Annotated in this window: 10 protein-coding genes, 1 tRNA gene and 1 pseudogene; 9 read left to right on the plus strand and 3 right to left on the minus strand. The window is 64.6% G+C overall.

The features are described 5' to 3' along the window. Positions 1-496 precede the first annotated feature (496 nt). Entirely contained in the window at positions 497-7225 is a 6729-nt protein-coding gene (locus CIMIT_RS00605; protein ID WP_038587713.1) for a carboxypeptidase regulatory-like domain-containing protein, read from the plus strand. A gap of 194 nt (positions 7226-7419) precedes the next feature. Then, positions 7420-9840, plus strand: a complete 2421-nt coding sequence (locus tag CIMIT_RS00610) for an LPXTG cell wall anchor domain-containing protein (protein ID WP_038587716.1) — start codon at positions 7420-7422, stop codon at positions 9838-9840. Here the strand turns inward: CIMIT_RS00610 and CIMIT_RS00615 are convergent, their stop codons facing one another. Further along, on the minus strand, positions 9841-10866 hold the full coding sequence (locus CIMIT_RS00615; RefSeq protein WP_038587719.1) for a prephenate dehydrogenase: 1026 nt from the start codon (positions 10864-10866) through the stop codon (positions 9841-9843). It lies immediately after the preceding gene. Between the two features lie 42 nt (positions 10867-10908). On the opposite strand from CIMIT_RS00615, the gene CIMIT_RS00620 reads away from it, so the two are divergent. From CIMIT_RS00620 to CIMIT_RS00650, 7 genes are all read left to right on the plus strand, one after another. Beyond that, the gene (locus CIMIT_RS00620; protein ID WP_038587722.1) at positions 10909-11400 is read left to right on the plus strand and encodes a tRNA adenosine deaminase-associated protein; all 492 of its coding nucleotides are present in this window, start codon (positions 10909-10911) and stop codon (positions 11398-11400) included. Next, positions 11390-11857, plus strand: a complete 468-nt coding sequence (locus tag CIMIT_RS00625; protein ID WP_231910314.1) for a nucleoside deaminase — start codon at positions 11390-11392, stop codon at positions 11855-11857. The genes CIMIT_RS00620 and CIMIT_RS00625 overlap by 11 nt, the downstream gene beginning before the upstream one ends. An 87-nt stretch (positions 11858-11944) precedes the next feature. Next, entirely contained in the window at positions 11945-12157 is a 213-nt protein-coding gene (locus CIMIT_RS00630; RefSeq protein WP_038587728.1) for a CsbD family protein, read from the plus strand. 50 nt (positions 12158-12207) lie between these two features. Further along, a tRNA-Ser gene (locus CIMIT_RS00635) sits at positions 12208-12295 on the plus strand. A 128-nt stretch (positions 12296-12423) separates the two neighbouring features. Further along, the gene (locus tag CIMIT_RS00640) at positions 12424-14847 is read left to right on the plus strand and encodes an MMPL family transporter (RefSeq protein ID WP_038587731.1); all 2424 of its coding nucleotides are present in this window, start codon (positions 12424-12426) and stop codon (positions 14845-14847) included. After that, positions 14844-16085 (plus strand): tRNA guanosine(34) transglycosylase Tgt, encoded by a 1242-nt coding sequence (gene tgt, locus CIMIT_RS00645; RefSeq protein WP_038587733.1) that lies wholly within the window; start codon positions 14844-14846, stop codon positions 16083-16085. Before CIMIT_RS00640 ends, tgt begins: the two co-directional genes overlap by 4 nt. A 115-nt stretch (positions 16086-16200) precedes the next feature. Then, entirely contained in the window at positions 16201-16524 is a 324-nt protein-coding gene (locus CIMIT_RS00650) for a helix-turn-helix domain-containing protein (protein WP_051904677.1), read from the plus strand. A gap of 16 nt (positions 16525-16540) precedes the next feature. On the opposite strand, the gene CIMIT_RS00655 is transcribed toward CIMIT_RS00650, so the two are convergent. Both CIMIT_RS00655 and CIMIT_RS00660 read right to left on the minus strand, forming a co-directional pair. Next, on the minus strand, positions 16541-18718 hold the full coding sequence (locus CIMIT_RS00655; RefSeq protein ID WP_051904678.1) for an ABC transporter permease: 2178 nt from the start codon (positions 18716-18718) through the stop codon (positions 16541-16543). Positions 18719-18744: 26 nt separating this feature from the next. Then, positions 18745-19635 (minus strand): annotated as a pseudogene (locus tag CIMIT_RS00660) (IS481-like element IS5564 family transposase); the annotation flags it as partial. Between the last annotated feature and the right edge of the window lie 34 nt (positions 19636-19669).

A 19669-nucleotide genomic window follows, 5' to 3' on the forward strand; every position in this document is an offset into this window, starting at 1 on the left:
GACGCCGACAGGGGAGAGTGTTCTGCCTGTCGCGGCGGCGCAGGAGCTGGCTGCCAATGAGATGGAATACAAGGCAAATTGGAGACGTCCGCTCAATACCTGGCCCAGTAGGGATATCAATGCCTCCACTACTCCGGACGTGCTTCGGGAAATGCACCGGAGTGGGAAGATGGGCTGGAAAGCGGTGACGGTCACTGCGACAAAGACTTACACCGCCGACGAACTTATCTTCACAGCTACTACGGACGAAAGCAATAGTTTTCCCGAGGATAAGAAATACTTTGTTTGGGTTGAGAGGCATTACAGGGAGAGACACATTGCCCGCCGTGAAGTGAAAGATGGCAAACTTTACGAGATTGCGAAAGGGCACAGCGACGGAAGGTCCTTAAAGCTCACGCTTCCCGAGACCATTACGGTAGAGAGCGGTGACACGCTTGTTGTTTTTGGTGAAGGAGTTAGGGCCCCCGGGTCGAGTGGTTCGAGACCTGATGGCTCTGTGACTTTTGAAGTCACGCCAAAGCTGGGCACCGTAACGGGCAAGCTGAACGCACCCGTGAGCTTTGTAGGCGAGGCGCTAGTTGACCTCCTGGATGCAAACGGCAACGTCGTTGAAACTAAGACCGTGCGTCGCGGTCAGACGTTTACTTTCGCTGACACGCCAATCGGAGACTACAAGCTCAAAGTCCGCGACACCCGCGGCTTTACCGGGCAGACGACTTCGACATTTACGCTGAAGAACGATGCAACTGAGAACCGTGATCTTTCGCTGACTGCCCAAAAGGCATCGGCGTACGGCTGGGTGAAGGACGAGGACGGAAACGCAGTTCCCAACGCCGAGGTAACTCTCTCGGGGGCCAGCCTTAAGACAACAACGAATTCCAATGGCTACTTCAATATCCCCAACATCCCTGACGGTCAGTACACCGTCGAAGTAGCGGCGACTGAACGGACTGTTGGCACCAATGCATCGGTGACCTTGAAGCCGGGTGACAACAAGAACCTGGATCAGATTCTTGTAAATCTCCACCGCCGCAACGCGACGGGCCGAGTGCTGGATGAGCAGAACAATCCAGTTAGCGGCGCGGAGCTGAAGCTCAGCGGTAATGGGCAGGCCGAAAAGACTGTGAAAACTGATGCGGAAGGCAACTACCGTTTCGAGGGCCTGAAGCCGGGTACCTACACCGTTGAGGTGAAGGGCTCTACAGCGTATGGATCGGGTGGCGGTCAGCTGGATATCCAGCCGGAGCGCGATACCGAGAAAGACTTCAAGGTAAGCAAGAACAAGGCAACCCTCTCTGGGTGGGGTTCCGTCGTAGGCTCCGATGAAAAACCTGCGAATGTCGAGCTTAAGCTTTGGGGTAAGGACGCGGACGGCAAGGAGAGGGTCGTCAGTACAGCGACGACCTCCGAGGACGGTACTTTCAGTTTTGCTGGCGTAGAGGCCGGAACGTACGCCATCGAAGTTGTCGAGAGCGACCGCTTCCAGGGCGGCAGGACAGACGCGAACATCGACGTCAAGCCGGGTGAATCCAAGCGTTTCGGCCTGCAGATGGTCTACAAAACGGTGACGGCAACCGGCCTGGTGACGTTGGACAGGGAGCAGCTCAAGAACGTCGACGTCACGGTGACGCAAAAGGCGACCGGGAAGACTATCAGCACGAGGACCGATGACCAGGGACGCTTTACCATCATGGGTCTCGACCACGGTGCGTACACGGCTTCCATCGCAGCCAAGCCGGGTTCGTACAAGGAGAAGCAGTCCGCCGAGGTCAACATTGAGCCGGGCAAGACCGGCGATCTGAGCATCTCCCTGGCCAGCGAGCCTGGCAACGTGGAGGGCACGGTCACCGACAACTTTGGCAAGCCGGTTGCTGGTGCCAAGGTCACGGCGGGCAACAAGAGCGCGACCACTGGCAAGGACGGCAAGTACCGAATTGAGGGTCTGAGCAAGGGCAATGTGACGGTTACCGTCGCCCGCAGCGACCAGGAAAAGTACTCGAGTGCCTCGAAGTCAGTCGAGATCCAGCCTGAAAAAACTCGGACCGTCGACCTCCAGGTTGCTCGTGACCGCGGCACGATTATCGGCACCGTGAAGGACGATGATGGCACGGTGCTTGCTGACGGCAAGGCCCGCGTCACCGGCCCCAACGGGTTCAACAAGGAAGTCACCATTTCCGGTGGCAAGTACGAGCTCGGCGACCTCATCGCAGGCAAGTACACGGTGACGGTCGCGAAGACTGCGCTCACTGATGCGAAGAGCGAAGAGGTCAACGTTGCCCCGGGCCAGACGGCCACAAAGAACATCGAGGTGCGTCGCTTCCAGGGCGCATACCAGATCCGTGTCTTTGACGACCTGGGCAAACCCATCCAGGGTGCCAAGGTCGAAGTCACGGGTAAGGGCTTCAAGCAGCAAAAGCAGACTGATGCCAAGGGCGATGTCAGCATCGAGAACGTCCCGCCAGGCCGCTACGCCTACAAGGTGCTTGCTGCCGACGAGTACGGCCAGGCATCCGGCGATCTCAACCCGATCGTCGAGGACAGCCGGGAAGCGCTGAACGTCGGCGTGCCGCCGACCGATGGCCGCGTTGAGGGCACCGTGCTTGACGACGCCGGCGCTCCGGTCGTCGGCGCGACCGTCAAGCTCGACGGCAACCGCCGCAGCGGTAACAAGGAAGTGTGGTCTGCAACCGCCACCACTGACGACAACGGTAAGTATGCTATTCCTGGCGTCCCGCCGGGAACCTTCACTGCGAAGGTCGATGCGACTGATACTCGCGGTGGGGACTCCACCGAGGTGACGGTGCGTCCGAACGCGGCGTCGACAGGCGATCTGGAGCTCAACCGCAACGACGGTTCCCTCGGCGGCAAGGTCACCGACGACACCGGCGCGGCCGTTTCCGGCGCGCAGGTTGTGCTGAAGGACGCCGCAGGCAAGCAGATCGGCTCCGCAGAGACAAACGATGACGGTGTGTACGAGTTTGCGGACCTCCGCCCCGGCGAGTACCTCGTCGAGGTAGTCGGGACCGACAAGTACGGTGCGGCGTCGGAAAACACGCAGGTCGAACCTGCTGCGAAGGGCAACCGCGACCTCCGTGTCAGCCGCGCTGACGGCAGCGTGGAGGGCAAGGTTGTCGACGAAGAAGGTGTGGCTGTCGAAGGCGCGAGCGTGACCATCTACGGCGACGGCGTTGAGGAGCAGGTCACCACGAACGCTGAGGGCACCTTTACGGTTTCCAACCTGCGCCCGGGCAGCTACCGGGTCGAGGTTGCCCCGACCAAGGAGTACGGTGCCGCGGCCAGCGCGTTTACGGTCGAGCCGGGCGCGACGGCAACCGCGCAGCTCGAAGTGAACCGAAGCAAGAGCACGGTGACTGGCCAGGTGTCGGACGATGCCCACCAGGTCATCGAGGGCGTTGAGGTTGAAATCACCGACGCGCAGGGCACCGTAATTGCGACGGAGACCACGGGCGGGGACGGCACGTTCTCGGTGAAGGATGTTAAGCCTGGCACCTACACCGCCACCGTTGAGGGGACCGACACCCACGAGGGCGACTCCTACGAGTTCACGGTCGTGGCTGGCGAGTTCCCGGAGAGGGTCCCGCTGATCATGGGCCGGAAAGCGGGCACGCTGCGCGGCCAAGTGGTGGATGCCGTTACTGGCAAGGCCATCACCAACGCGACGCTGACGCTTGTGGCTGCCGGCGAGACAGAGGGCACGACCCTTACGGTTAACGGCAAGGGCGAATTCCAGGTACCGGTAGCCGCAGGTACGCACACCCTGCGCGTCCAGTCGCCGGAGTTCTACGAGCCGTACTCGGACCAGATCTTCGAGGTCGGCGCGGCAGAGCGCGTCGACCTGGGCCAGCTCAAGCTGGTTTCCACCGTTGGCTCCATCGAGGGCACCGTGACGGATGGCGAAGGCAACGCGCTCGAGGGCGTCGAGCTGAGCATCCGCAACCTGGAAAACGGCGCGGAAACTTCTGTGACCACCAACGCGAAGGGCAAGTACACTGCGGGCAACCGCACTGTTGGCCGCTATGAGGTCGCGGTGACTGCGCCGCAGGGCTACGACGCACCGGAGACGCAGGAGGTTCCTGTCGAGCGCAGCAAGACAGCAACCGCAGACTTCAAGGTCAACAAGACGCCGGAGGCACCGCAGGTCGGATCCGTGTCCGGCGCGGTGCTGGATACCGCCGGCGAGGTCGTCGACGGCGCTTCGGTAGCGCTGAAGCACCGCGAGTCCGGTGAGGCCTACCCGGCGACCGTGAATGCGAAGGGTCGCTTCTCCGCGAAGGAGCTGCCTGCCGGCGAGTACTCCGTGATCGCCAGCGCAGACGGCTACAAGGCCGAAGGCCAGCCGCGCGTGAAGGTCGAGGCTGGAAAGAACCGCGACATTGGCCGGATCAACCTGGTCAAGGATGAGGCCCCGCAGGGCACGTTCCGCGTGATTGTTCGGTCGAAGGACCAGAAGAAGCCCGTTGCTAAGGCGGTCATTGTGGTGTCGCAGGGCGACGACGAGCGTTCCTACGTCACGGACGCGAACGGTGAGGCTCGAGGCCAGTTGCCGGTGGGCACCTATTCCGTGCGCACCACGCCGCCTGCCAATAGCGGTTTCATCACACCGGAGCAGGACAGCACGCTCATCATTGAGCGCGGCGAGCCGACGGATCTGCCTATTGAACTGGACCGTTCGGCAGAGGCTCCGGCTGACGCCCCGACCGGGCGTGTCACCGGCAGCATCGCCGATGAAAACGGCGAGCCGGTAGAGGGCACGACCGCGAAGCTGCGCGGCGAGGACGGCACCATCATCGACATCAACGTTGATGAGAACGGCAACTTCGTCGTCGAGGACGTGCCGGAGGGCAAGTACACCCTCATCGTCACGCCTGGCGAGGGCCACCGCACCCCGCGTTACAAGACGGTTGAGGTCAACCGTGGTGAAACCACAGACGTCGGGCGCATTACGACCCCGTCGTCGGTGAAGAAGCTCGACGAGAGCGACAAGGGCGAGCCGGGCACGATCAACGGCTGGCTTGTCGACGAGAAGAACGAGCCGATCCCGGGCGCTACCGTGATCGTTCGCGGCAAGGGTACGGACACGGATCCGGACGGTAACCCGATCGATACCCTGCCTGCCGTGACCGTGGACGAGAACGGCCGCTTTACCACCGATGTGCTGCCGGAGGGCGACTACGAGATTGATCTCGAGCTGCCCGAGGGCTGGGACAAGCCGGAGGGCTGGCCGAAGAACGTCAACGTGACGAAGGACAAGCCGGAACACCAGGGCGTGATTAACGTCGTGGCTCCGCGCTCGGAGATCAAGGGTGCCGTCGTTGATGGCAACGGCAATCCGATCGATGGCGTGGTTGTGACGGTCACCGACTCCCACGGTGATACCAAGGAAGTTCCGGTGGACGAGAACGGCAACTACAAGCTCGATGTCATTCCGGGCGACGCTGTCGTCGAGGTCTTCACCCCGGAGGGTGTCCAAGAGGTGGATCCGATGTACATTCCGGTCCGTCCGAAGAACGACGTCGCACTGCCGACGGTGAACCTGACGGAGAAGACCCTGGACCTGAAGAAGCGTGTGCTGGGTTGGGACGCGGATACGCCGGAGGATGCTCCGGGTCTGCCGACGAACGAGGACCTGATCTACGGCTTCGTGGTGACCAACGATTCCGATGAGCCGGTGCACAACGTGAAGATTGAGGACCCCTTTGCAGGCCCTGCGATCAAGGCACCGGAGAACTGGGACGGTACGCTGCAGCCGGGCGAGACCAAGGTCTTTACCGCGGTGATGAAGCCGCCGTACGGCAGCGGAGCGTTTGCAAACATCGCAGTCGCCCGCGGCTTCCTCAAGAACGAGGACGGGTCTGAAGGTGCCATGGTCGCCTCCACCCCGGACGAGGCATACCTCACCTTCATGGACATGTCGCTGATGAAGAAGGTCAACGCGCAGATTGCGAGCGACCCGAAGAAGGCCGTCCGCATGGCGGCTGACCGCGATCTCTATTTCACCTACGAGGTGGTCAACACCGGTTCCACCCGCATGGAGAACGTGAAGGTCACCGACATGATCTACGAGGGCGACAAGGATGACTTCGACCCGGACAACCCGGGCAAGGGCCGTCCAATGAAGATCATTCCGCCGAAGGGCTTCACCGGCACCCTGCTGCCGGGCGAGCGCGCCGTGTTCAAGGGCGTGCTGCCTCCGCTGAAGCCGGGCATCCGTCACCACAACGCGGCGGAGGCCTCCGGTGAGGCACCGCCGGCGCCGAAGCGCTCCCGGATCTTCGAGGAGGAGCCGGACTACGGCGACGATCCTTCCGGCCTGCTGGTGATCTCCCCGAAGGAGAACATCGACGGCAACGCCCACATCGTGGTCGAGGAAGGCGCGGCTCTGCCTGCGGTTTCCGATCTCCTGGGCAAGCTGTACATCGACTCCAACAAGAACGGCAAGCTCGATGACGGCGACGAACCGTACGGAGGCATGGATATCACTCTGCAGTCGCGCGACGGCCAGCCTGCGGTTGGTACCACGAGCCTGAGCGACGGCAGCTTCGAGTTCAAGGGCGTGCGCGAGGGTGCCTACATCCTGCAGATGCGTAACCCGGGTGGCGTGATTCTTGCGGAACCGCTGGATCCGGAGAAGAACGACAACGGCATCGGCGCGCTGCTGGAGACAAAGGAACTCAAGATCAGCGGCGACAACGACACGGAGAACGTTGAGTACCTCCTGCTCGATCGCCCGCTCGAGTTCCCGGAGGAGCCGCCGGCCGACGGCAGCTCGCTGGGCAAGTGCATCAGCGAGACTTCCTCGGTGTCTAACCCGGCGACCTGGCTGATCCCGATCGGCATCCTGATCGCGGCGATGGGCGGCGCGGCCGTGCTGTTCGAGGACGAGTTCAACGCTGCGGCGGCCGAGTTCAACAAGGCGATGCCGAGCCTGAACATCCAGCGTCCGGCGTGGATGAACCAGATCTCACGCCAGCTCGCGGAGATCGACCCGGCCGTCCCGGCCGCGGTGCTGGCTGTCGGCATCATCGGCCTCGGTGCCCTGGCACTTGGCCTGACCTACGCCGCCTGCGAGTCCGGCGCGGACCTTGGTAGCAGCAAGGGTGGCGGCAGCTCGGACAAGGACAAGGACAGCAAGGACAAGGATAAGGACGGCGAGAAGAGCCAGGAGCTGACGACAGCGGCTGAGCCTTCCCCGGCCAACGCCTAGTCTGCGCCTACTCTGCGTCCAGTCAGGGAGCACGTCTGAAAGCCCGTCGCTAAGCGGCGGGCTTTTAGCGTTTGTACAGCTTGAAAATTGGCGGCGTTGTGTATTGAGAACAGCTGCCAACACGGATACATTAGTAATGGTTTGGGCTGGATGCGCCCGATTGAGCCGTGCACAGAAACTCTGAGAGGTACCACATGACATTGAGCAAGCACACCGGAAAGCTGAGCTGCGTCGCGCTCGCGGCGGCGGTCGCTGGCACGTTCGCCATCACCCCCGTCGCTACCGCGCAGCAGCCGTCGTTGCTCTCTCAATTGGCGGACCTCGCACCGAAGTCCGCGCCGCAGGACCCGGCCGGTTCCGGCTCGTACGCCGCGCACTTCGCGTCCGCGGGCTGGGCCTACACTGCGCTCGCGCTCAACCCGGTCAATGACCGCGTCTACGCCCTGTCCAAGGGCGGGGCGGGCAAGCCCGCCGGCCACCTGCTGCGCATCCACCCAATCACGGGTGAGCTGCGTGATTTGGGCAAGGTGCTTGTCGACGGGGCGTTGGACCCCTCCACCACCTCCGCCGCTTTCACCCGCACCGGCACCCTCGTGCTGGACGCTGGGGATACGCTGCACACGCTCGATCTGTCGAAGGACGCATCCGGTACCCCCTTCGACGGCCCGCTGAAGTTTGACTCCCAGGACCTTGCGGTCAACGGCACAACCGACGCGGAGCTGCCGCGCGCGTGGGGCTCGATTAGCAACGGCGACGCGGACACTCTCTACGCGGTCAGCTCCGGCGAGACCAAGGACGAGCCCTACCTGTGGACTCTGGACGTGGAGGCGGGCCGCATGAGCGCCGCCCCGCTGAAGGTGGCGCGTGGCGTGGACGCCTCCAAGCTGGGCGAGCTGCACTACGCGTACACCAACCGCGCGGGCAACCTCGTTTTCGCGAACGATACGGCGGGCACCGTCGAGGTCAAGGACGTAGACACCACCCCGCTGCTCGTGGCTACGGCCAAGGGCAAGAGCATTACGGAGAACTACCTCAACCTCGCTGGCCTGCGCGCGGGTGCCTGGTACCGCCCGTCCTCGCAGCCGCAGACCACGACCGCGGAGGCGAAGACACCCGCCGCTGAGCCCTCCAAGGTCGCTGAACCGAAGTCGTCGCAGCCGCAGACTCAGCTCACCGAGCCCACTGTGGCCACCGAGCCGAGCGTGCAGCAGGCACCCGCTGCACCGGCCGCGCCCGTTGCGCCGGTTGAGACCACCGAGGCCACAGAGACCACCGCACCTGCAGCTCCGCGCGACGTGCTCGTCACCGTTGCCGACGAGGACGGCCGTGCCGTGCGCGACTACGACGTCATCGTGGACGAGGATCCCTCCATCTACGCCAAGACGGACCGCGAAGGGCAGGCGCGCCTGTCATTGCCCGCCGAGCTCGGCGACGTGCAGGTTGACGCCGGCGGCGAGCTGCACCCGGTCAGCGCTGGCGAGACCACGCTGCGCGTGCAGTTCCACGCGGACGAGGAGGGGACGTCGACGGAGACACCGACGGATACGCCTACGGAGAAAGTTTCGGACACTGACACGGCTACCAATAAGTCCGAGACGACCACGCCGGAGTCCACTGAAACGACCACGACTACGACGGCCGAGCTGGCTGAGGCCAAGGTCAAGATCAAGCTGGTGGACGCGGAGCGCGACGGTTTGAAGAACGTTGACTTGGTTGACCAGGACGGAGATGAGGTGGCCTCGACCAATAAGGATGGTGAGGCAGAAATTCTCATTCCCGAGGGCAAAAAGTCTGTGACTTTGAAGGTCGCTGAGAGCGACGTGCCCAAAGGCCACAGGAATGAGTACTTCACTGTGGATCGCGCCATGGACGGCAAGCAGATCCGCCTGCGCAAGGAGACCTCCACCGCCACCGAGTACCCGAAGAAGGACGTGCGCATCACCGTCGTGACCGAGGGCGGCAGCCCGGTCGGAGGTGCCGTGCTGAAGGCGGACAAGAAGATCATCGGCATCACGGATGCGGACGGCGTGGCCACGGCGGAGCTGCCGAAGGGCGACGAGCGTTACGTCTCCATCACCCTGGAGGAGACACCGGATGGCTACAACAACGGCCGCTTGGTGTTCGACCGCTCCAACAACTCCGGCGAGATCGTTTTGAGCCGTTCCGAGTCCAATAAGGAGAAGACGAAGCCGCAGCAGATCCTCGAGGTGATGAAGGAAGTCGAGCCGATGATGAAGACACTCATCGGCCCGCTCGCCGCCCTCGCTGGTGCCGGTGGCGCACTCGGTGGGGCCGCGAAACCGGGCGGCGCGAAGAGCACCGGCACGAGCACAAGCACCACGTCGAGCACGCCTGGCCCGAGCTACAGCCGCGCTAACATGACCGGCGGCGTGTCTACCGGCCGTTCCACCAGCGCTGCGGCGAAGAAGTCTTCCGTGGTCAAGCGGACGGTAAGCAAAAAGTCGGGCAGCTCCGATTCCACGTCCGAGTCCAGCCGCGATGGGGATCTCGCAGAGACCGGTACGCCGATGACCACGGTGATCACCCTGGGCATCCTGCTGCTGCTCGCGGGCGGCGCCTACATGTTCGTCGGCCGCCGCCGCGAGAACGAGTAGTTAGAACACCTCGACGCGCCCGCCGAGCGACTCGATCTGCTTGAGCTGCTGCACCCACCCCGGGGCGCCGGGGTGCAGGCGCATCACCGGGCGCGAGGAGATCTTGATGGGGGAGACCGACTCGCGACGCGCGCCCGAGCGGGCGTTCATGCGCGTGTAGGCGCGGTGTCCGTTTTCGGAAAGCTGCTTCATCGAAGGTGCCGGGCCGGAAAGGTCCTGGCGCGCGGTTTCGAGCAGCTCGACGTACTCGTCAAGCACGCGGACCAGGGACTCCGCATTCGTCTCGCACATGTTGCGCACCAGGGCGGGATCGGTGCCCGCGACGCGGGTCGCGCTTTTGAAAGACCCCGCTGCCAAAGACTGGGCGAGCGTGCCGCCCTTATCGCCCACTAGCGCCAGCGATTCTGCGAGCACGTGCGGCAGGTGGCTCACCCGAGCGACGGCCTCGTCGTGTGGCGTGACGCGCACCGGGACGGCCTCAGCGCCGGTTGCGGCGGCGAGCTTGCACACCTGGGCGAACAACGCGGACCAGCAGTCGGGGACGCGGTCCACCTCAAGGGCGTAGTCGTATGTCACGACCCACGCGGCGTGGGAAAACAGGCCCTCCTTGGAGGCGACCCAGCCGGAGTGCTCCGTGCCCGCCATCGGGTGGCCGCCCACGTAACGCTCGCCCATGCCGCGGGCAAGGACGAGCTCGTAGACGGGCTTCTTCACCGAGACCACGTCGGTGATCCCGCAGTCAGGCGCGTGGAGCTGGATCGCGTCGAGGATCTCGGCGACCGCGTCGAAGGGGACGGCGATGACGATGAGGGCGTCGTCGGCTTGAGCGCGCTGGAGGACGTCGACAAGCGAATTGCTCGCGTCGAAGCCATCGCGCTGCGCGGCGCGGGTGCCGTTGCGCGAGTGGGTGTAGCCGTAGGCGGTGTGCCCTTGGGCGACGAGATCGCGCAGCATGGAGCCGCCGATCAGCCCGAGGCCGATGATGCAGACTGGTTTGAGGCGGGTGCTTTGGTTCACACGTCTCATTCTAATGACATTGTCTCTCTGTGCCGACTACTGTGGGCGAGCATGAGCGAGGATTACGCGGGCGGCTGGGCCGTCACGGTGGCGCAGCGCGAGGGCGCGTGGCAGGTGCGGGAGTATGAGGACAGGTTTGGGGACGTGGGGGCGTCGATAAGCGCGGTGCGTGCCCTGCGCAACGAGGGGCCCGCGTTCGCGATGCTCAACGTGGAGGACGACTACCTGGTGGTGCTGCGGCCCGGGCCTGCGCGGGCACTCGTGCTGCTTTCCGACGCGACGATGGCCGTCGACGACGACTTCGCCGAGGAAGTGCTCGCCGAGGCGGGGCTCGATGTGCCCGACATCGACCCTGACGAGCTGGACATGGTGGATGCGTGGGCCGACGGCGACTTCGACATCTTTGAAGACCTCGGCCTGTCCAACGAGCAGCTTAGCGTGCTGCTCGACGAGGACGCCGACCCGGAGGACCTGGCCTTCATGCTGGCCGACGAGCTGGGCTTCGGCGACGAGCTCGCCGACGCGCTCGGGAATGACAACTAGCGCGCCGCAGCGCCGGGCAGAGGCGCGGATGCGTGAGGCGCTCGCACTGGCGGCCGACACCCCGCCCGGCGATGTGCCGGTGGCCGCGCTCGTCTACGCACCGGACGGCCGGATCGTGGGGCGAGGAGTGAACCGGCGTGATGCGGACGGGGACCCCACCGCGCACGCGGAGGTCGAGGCGATCCGGGCGGCGGCGCGCGAGCTCGGCACGTGGCGGCTTGACGGCTGCGAGCTGGTGGTCACCTTAGAGCCGTGCACGATGTGCGCCGGGGCGATCCTGGGCGCGCGCATAAAATCGCTAGTCTTCGGCGCGTGGGAGCCCAAAACGGGTGCTGTCGGCTCGCTTTTCGACGCCCTGCGCGCCCCCCGTCACCTCCACACCGTCGAAGTCCATGGCGGAGTGCTGGCGGATAGGGCCGCCGCGCTCCTCGGGGATTTCTTCGCGGAGCTGCGGTAATCGCCTATGCCAAATCGTTATACACGGCGGGCGTTTGCGTAGGTAGGGTGGGGCAAAGAGAGTATTTCTAATCTAAGGAGCATTGACATGGGTTTTGATGAGAAGGCAGACCAGCTGAAGGGCAAGGCCAAGGAGGCTGCCGGTGAGGTGACCGATAACGAGAAGCTCTCCAACGAGGGCAAGGCTGACCAGCTCTCCGGTGATGTCCGCGAGAAGCTCGAGGACGCAGGCGACGCGGTCAAGGACAAGTTCAACGAGGTTGCTGGCAAGGTCCAGGACAAGCTGGACGAGGACAAGTAAACCGTCCAAGGATTTGGTGCCGGGCGCGCCTAACCGTTATTCTGTTTGGCGGTAGCGTGTCCGAGCGGCCGAAGGTACTCGCCTCGAAAGCGAGTGAGGGTAAAACCTCCGCGGGTTCAAATCCCGCCGCTACCGCCAAATGCAGTGGCGCACCCCATTAACCGGGGTGCGCCACTTTTTCTTTAGCCTGCGTGGCTCGCCCACTATGATGGGCCGAGTACTTGCACGCGTTTTTACACCTCAACACCCGAAGGGCCGTGTGATCTGTGGCGAAGCTTCTCTTCCGTCTGGGGCGATGGTCGTTCCTGCACAAGTGGCGGGTCATCGTGGCCTGGCTGCTCATCCTCGGCGCTACTGCGGGCGCAGCGTTGTCGCTCATGCGTCCCTTTACCTCAGAGTTCGCCATCTCCGGCACCCCGGCGATCTCCGCGCTGGACACCTTAGAGGAGAACTTCCCCGGCGAGGGCAACGTGGCGACCGCGCCGGGCGTGAACCTCGTGTTTGCGGCCCCCGAGGGCCGCACGCTGGACGAGCCGGAGTACATGGAGGCGATGGACGAAACCGTCGGCTACATCCGCGAACACTTGGAAGGCCTGACCGGCACTGAGCGCTTCGGCAACCCGGTGGAGGTCAACAAAGAGCTGCAGGACATGATCGTCGGTCAGATGACGGAGATGGGCCTGCCGGAAGAAACCGCGCAAGCCGACGCCTACAATCTGCGCCTGGTCTCGGACGACGGCCGGATCGGCTACACCACCTTCGAGTTCGGCGCGGAGTCCTCCATGTCGGTGGACCAGGCGGACCGAGACGTGGTCACCGAGGCGATGGAGCTCGGCCGCGAGGCGGGCCTACAGGTCGAGGCCGGCGGCGCCGGTTTCGGCGACCCGATCGAGATCAACACGACCTCGGAGCTCATCGGCATCGGCGTGGCGTTCTTGGTCCTGCTGGTCACGTTCGGGTCGTTTGCGGCGTCGACAATGCCGATTGTCACCGCGATCGTGGGCGTGGGCATCGGCGCGCTCACAATCGTGCTGACCACCCACTGGGTGGAGCTCAACGACGTGACCCCGGTGCTGGCGGTGATGATCGGGCTGGCAGTGGGCATCGACTACGCACTGTTCATCTTGTCGCGCTACCGGCAGGAGCGACACTCACTCCCAGGTCCGGAGGCCGCCGGCATGGCGGTCGGCACCGCGGGTTCGTCCGTGGTCTTCGCCGGCACGACCGTGTTTGTCGCGCTCGTGGCGCTGGTGCTCGCGGGGATCGAGTTCTTGTCCTGGATGGGCCTGGCCGCAGCCTTTACCGTGCTTGTGTCCGTACTGGTGGCGCTCACCCTGCTGCCCGCGCTTTTGGGCCTGTGGGGCGAGCGTGCCTTCGCCGGGCGAATCCCCGGCATCGCAGGGCATTCGGGCCCGGGCGAGCGCCCTGCCAAGGACCTGGACGCTAAATCCATGGGCCGCAGCTGGGTCAACCTCGTGCGCCGTTTCCCGGCTGCCGTGATGGCGCTCGTGGTGCTTGGACTGGGCGCGCTTTCCGCCCCGGTGCTGGGCCTGGAGATGGCGCTGCCGTCTGACAGCACCTCCAACGTGGATACCACGCAGCGTAAATCTGCCGACCTCATGGCAGAGGGCTTCGGCCCCGGCGTGAATGCCCCGTTCTTGATTGTGGTGGACGCGCATGCGGCCGACCCCTCGTCGCAAAGCTTGCAGCCCTACATGGACGCGATCCCTGACGACACGGGCGGCGCTCAGAAGGCGGCGCTGGCCTCGTTCATGTACGCGGTCGGGCAGGCGAATACGGTCAACGGGATCGAACACGCGCAGCTCATCGGCGCTAACGAAGACATGACCGCCGCGCAGATTGTCGCCCACCCGCAGGGCGGACCGGAGGAGGAGTACACCCTGGACGTGGCCCACGGCCTGCGGCAGACCCTGCACGAGGTCGAGGACGCCACCGGCGTGACGATCGGGCTGACCGGCTTGACGGCGGTGCAGATGGACATCACCGAGGAGCTCAGCGGGGCGATGCCGCTCTACCTGGCGATCGTGGTGGGCCTGGCGATCCTGCTGCTGATGATCGTGTTCCGCTCCATCATGGTGCCGCTGGTCGCAGGCCTGGGCTTCTTGCTCTCGGTCGGCGCGGCCTTCGGCGTGACCGTCCTGTTCTGGCAGGAAGGGCTGTTCGGCCTGGTCAACACGCCAGGTCCCATCCTGTCGTTTTTGCCCATCTTCCTCATCGGTGTGACCTTCGGCCTGGCCATGGACTACCAGGTCTTTTTGGTCACCCGCATGCGCGAGCACTACCTCAAGCTGCGCCGCGAAGGCGACCCGGAAGCCGAAATCCGCGCCGTGCACGAGTCCACCATCGAGGGCTTCGCCCAGGGCGCGCGCGTGGTCACCGCGGCGGCAATCATCATGATCGCGGTGTTCGTCGCTTTTATTAACCAGCCGCTGCCGTTCATTCAGATCTTCGGCTTCGCGCTCGGGGCCGCCGTGCTTTTCGACGCCTTCTTCATACGCATGTCCCTCGTCCCCGCCACCATGTTCCTCTTGGGACGCTCCACGTGGTGGATGCCCCACTGGCTGGACCGGATCCTGCCGCACGTAGACGTGGAGGGCACCGGCCTGGAGCGCGAGTTTGAGGACCAAAGAGACACCCCTGAGACCGAAGAATTGGAGCCCGCCCGATGAGTACAGACCTTTCCTTTGACGTTGGCACCGAGCTGGGCCGCGCCCGTACCGGCACGATCCACACCCCGCACGGCGACATCCAAACGCCCGCGTTCATCCCGGTGGCCACGAAGGCGACGGTGAAGACGCTCACCCCGGAGCAGATCCGCGGCACCGGTGCCCAGGCCATCCTTTCCAACGCCTACCACCTGTACCTGCAGCCGGGGCCGGAGATCGTCGACGAAGCAGGCGGAGTCGCCGCCTTTGAAAACTGGCACGGGCCCACCTACACCGATTCCGGCGGCTTCCAGGTAATGAGTCTGGGCGTTGGCTTCAAGAAGGTGCTGGCGATGGACGTCGCGGATCTGCACGAAAGCGACATCCGCGCAGCGAACAAGGACCGCATGGCCCGCGTTGACGACGACGGGGTCGACTTCAAGTCCTTCATCGACGGCTCCCTGCACCGCTTCACCCCGGAGGTGAGCATGCAGATCCAGCACCAGCTCGGCGCCGACATCATGTTCGCCTTCGACGAGCTGACCACCCTGGTGGACACGCGCGAGTACCAGGAACACTCCGTGGAGCGCACCCGCCGCTGGGCGAAGCGCTGCCTCGACGAGCACGACCGGCTTACCCGCGCCCGCACCGGCAAGCCCCTGCAGTCGCTGTGGGGCGTGGTCCAGGGCGCACAATACGAGGACCTGCGCCGCCAGGCGACCCGCGGTCTGCTCGAGCTGGACCGCGCCGCCCGCGAGGAAGGCAAGCGCGGCTTCGGCGGCTTCGGCATCGGCGGCGCGCTGGAGAAGGAAAACCTGGGCACCATCGTCGGCTGGGTCACCGACGAGCTTCCCGCGGACAAGCCCCGCCACCTGTTGGGGATTTCCGAGCCTGACGACATCTTCACCGCGGTCGAGGCCGGCGCGGACACCTTCGACTGCGTCGCCCCGACCCGGCTCGGTCGCCGCGGCGGCGTCTACACTCTCGACGGGCGAATGAACCTCGCCGGGGCCCGCTTCAAGCGCGACTTCTCCGGCGTGGACGAGGAGTTCGGCGGCTACGTCTCCGAGAACTACTCCCGCGCCTACATCCACCATCTGCTGAAGGCGAAGGAATTCCTGGCCGGCACGCTGTGCACGATCCACAACCTGGAGTTCATGATCCGGCTCGTGGACAACATCCGCGCGGCCATCGACGCCGGCGACTATGAGGCGTACCGCGACGAGTTCATGGGGCGGTACTACGCGAATGCGCGCAAGTGACCAGGGATAACGAACTTTTCGCCGAAAAGTTAGCTTTTTGGCCTCCCATTGCAGCTATGTGTTAAGCCACATAAAGTAGTGCTTACTCAATGCGGCAGAGAGGGAGGCGCGGGTAATGTCCACGACGAAGTACGAAGAGTTCATCAAGCCGTACAAAGAGGGCGCTTCGGCCGAGGCGAAGCTGGTGTACGAGGCGGCGGCGGGCGCTTTCAGGGCAGAGATCGCCGAGCGCGACGCTATCGGGACGACATTGGCTACCGTGCGGAAAAATAGGCGTCTATCCCAGCAAGCGGTGGCCGATGGCGCCGGGATTCAGCAGGCTGAACTTAGCCGAATCGAGAATGGGCTGGGGAACCCGACGGTTGATACTCTGCTGAAGATTCTCGCCGCGCTGGACTTGCGGATGACTATTGAGTCACCGCATGACCAGCGACAATAAACTTTTCGCCGAAAAGTTAGTCGGCAATTGCCTCCAGCGGCCCGGTCGCCGCTGCGCGCCGGGCCGGCCAGAGCGCGGCGAGTACACCCACGACCAATGAGCCCAAAAGCACGATGCCGATCATACGCGCGGGCACGATGATCGAGGACATGCCCTGACTCTCCAGCACGGTGAGGAAGGCCCAGCCGAGGCCCAGCCCGAGGAGCACGCCGAGGACCGCGCCGAAGACGGACATCTGCACCGACTCGAGCGTGATCATGGTGCGCACCTGCCTGCGCTGCGTACCCACCGCGCGCAGCATGCCGATCTCCTGGCGGCGCTCGATGACAGACAGCGTGAGCGTGTTGATGATGCCCAGCACCGCGATGATCACGGCAAGCGAGAGTAGAGCGTAGAGGATGAACAGCATCTGGTCGATCAGCGCTCCGGTCTCGCCGGCGGCGTCTTCGGCGGAGCGGACTTGCACCACGATGTCGTGGCGCACGGCGTCCTCGAGGTTCGCGCGCAGCTTCTCGACGTCCACGCTGCCGTCACCGCCGACGCCCACCATCAGGATCGTCTCCGCCCGCCACGTCGCTATCTTCGCGGCGGCCTGCGCGGAGACGACGAAGGTCTGCAGCACATTCGAGTCTTCAAAGATGCCGCCCACGGTCACCGTCGTCGTCTCGGTGGACACACCGGGCGCGGCAAGCTCGATGGTGTCGCCGACGTGCCAGCCGCGCTCGGCGGCGATGTGGGAGGGCGCGATCAGCGTGTCGCCGTTTAGGTCCGCGGAGCCTTCCACCATGTTGAGCTGGAGCAGGTCCGCGGCGTCGCCGTGGATCAGGTCGGTGGCACCGACCTGCCCGAGCTGGTGGCCGTACTCGCCGTCCACCGTCACGGGTGCTTGGCTGTAGCTGGTGATGGTGCCGACTCCGTGGACGTCGGCAAGCCGCTCCGGCAGATCGCTGGGCACGGGGAAGGAGCCGAGGTCGGGGCCGTAGAGGACGTAGTCGGCGCTGAATTCGCTTTTCGCCATGTCGTCGACCGAGTGCTTCATGCTCGCGCCCAGCATGCCGATCACGGTGACCAGCGCGATGCCCAGCATGAGCGCGAAGGCGGTGGTGGCGGTGCGGCGCGGGTTGCGGCTCGTGTTCGTGGACGCCAGCTTGCCGACGGCCCCGAAAGGCAACCCGATCGCCCGCCCAAACGGCGGCACCACTGGCAGGCTGAGCGCGGGCCCGGCGAGGAACAGGCCGCTAATCGCGCCAAGCGCGGCCACACCGACGAGCGCGGCCCGGCGCCCGGTGGAGCCGTCCTCCCAGCCCATGGCGGCGGCCGCCGCGGCCACGCCAAGAACGATGAGGATAAGCCCGGCGATGGTGCGGGCCTTGAGCGGTTGCGGGGTGGCGGACTCGCTGGCGCGCATCGCCTCGACTGGGCGGACCTTGCCCGCGCGGCGGGCCGGTGCGAGTGCGGAGCAAATGGTGACCACGGTGCCGACGACCAGCGGCACCAGGACTGCTTGCCAGGTCAGGCCGAGCCCGGTGTCGGGAAGCTCCATGCCGTAAGTGCGCATCGCCACCTTGATCGCGGCGACGAGCCCCACGCCGCCAGCCACGCCGAGAGCGGAGCCGAGCACGCCGACGAGCGCGGACTCTAACGCCACCGAGCGCGTGATCTGGCCGCGGGTGGCACCGATCGCGCGCAGCAGCGCGAACTCCTTGGTGCGCTGCGCCACGATCATGGAGAAGGTATTGGCGATGAGGAAGGTGCCCACCAGCAGTCCCACCAGCGCGAAGGCGATGAGGAAGTAGCTGACAAAGCTCAACGCGTCGCGGATCTGCTTGCTGGTTTCCTCCGCGACCGATTCGCCGGTGTTGATATCTAGGTCGGGGTGGCTCGTGCGCAGCTTGTCGACGAGCGCTTCCGGCTCTGTGCCCTGACCCGCGACGGTCAGCGCGGGCACCGTGTCGTCCTGCGTGTAGTACTCCGTGTAGGTCTCCGGACTGACTCGGAACAGCAGGGAGGACTGCTGGGCGAGTTCATGGTCGTAGAAGCCGGTGACGGTGATGTCCTGGCGTCCATCCCTATCGACCACGATGAGGCGCTCGCCGAGTTCGATGCCGTAGTTTTCCGCGCCGTTGCGGTTGACTACGGCCTCGCCAATTTCGTCTGGGGCGTGGCCGTCGACAAGCTCGGTGGGCGCGCCCACGGCCTCGTCGGGGCCGTAATAGAGGCCTAGGTGTGATGTCCAGGGACGTTGTTGAGTCGGTCGAAGGGTACGCCGCCAATCGCAGAGTGGTGTCGGTGGTGGTTGTAGAAGTGGAGCCAGCCGGGCAGCGCCAGGCGTCGTTCGGCCTCTGAACCGTAAAACCTGGCATAGGCCCAGCCGTCCCCGAGCGTGCGGTGGAATCGCTCGATCTTCCCGTTCGTCTGCGGCCGGTAGGGGCGTGTCCGCTTGTGTCGGATGCCGAGCCGAGCGCAGAAGTCCCTCCATGCGTGGGATCTGTATGCCGACCCGTTGTCGGATAGGACTCGCTCGACGGTCACGCCTCGTTCGGCGAACCAGGCCACGGCGCGTTCGAGAACTCCCACCGCTGTGCTCGCCTGCTCATCCGACCAGATTTCTGCGTATGCGACGCGGGAGTGGTCGTCGATGACTGTGTGAACGAACGCCGTCCCGGTGCGCGGCTTGTGATCTTTTCCTCGTGGTAATCCCGGAGTCGCGAGCTTGTTCCGTGCGCCTTGCTGCCGACCTACGTAACGATGTCCACCGCCGTCGGGGATGTTGCCGAACTTCGTGACATCGACATGAATCAACGATCCCGGATGAGGATGCTCATATCGCCGCAATGGCTCGCCAGTGACACGATCGATATGCGAGAGGCGGTTCACGCGGCAACGGACGAGGACCGCGTGAACAGTCGACGTCGAGAGACCAAGTCGCGCAGCGATCTGGGCTGGCCCCAGTCGAAGCCGCCAGCGCAGGTTGATGATCTTCTTCTTGACATGCTCGGGCGTCCTGCCTGGGATCCGGTGCGGCTTGCTGGAGCGATCCTGCATCCCAAACTCACCCTCTTCCCGGTAGCGGCCTGCCCATTTCCGGGCAGTGATCGGGGAGACCATGAACATCTTGGGGTCGTTTGCGGGAGGGGGCGGAATC

This window comes from Corynebacterium imitans (genome assembly GCF_000739455.1).
In the GTDB taxonomy this organism is placed as follows: domain Bacteria; phylum Actinomycetota; class Actinomycetes; order Mycobacteriales; family Mycobacteriaceae; genus Corynebacterium; species Corynebacterium imitans.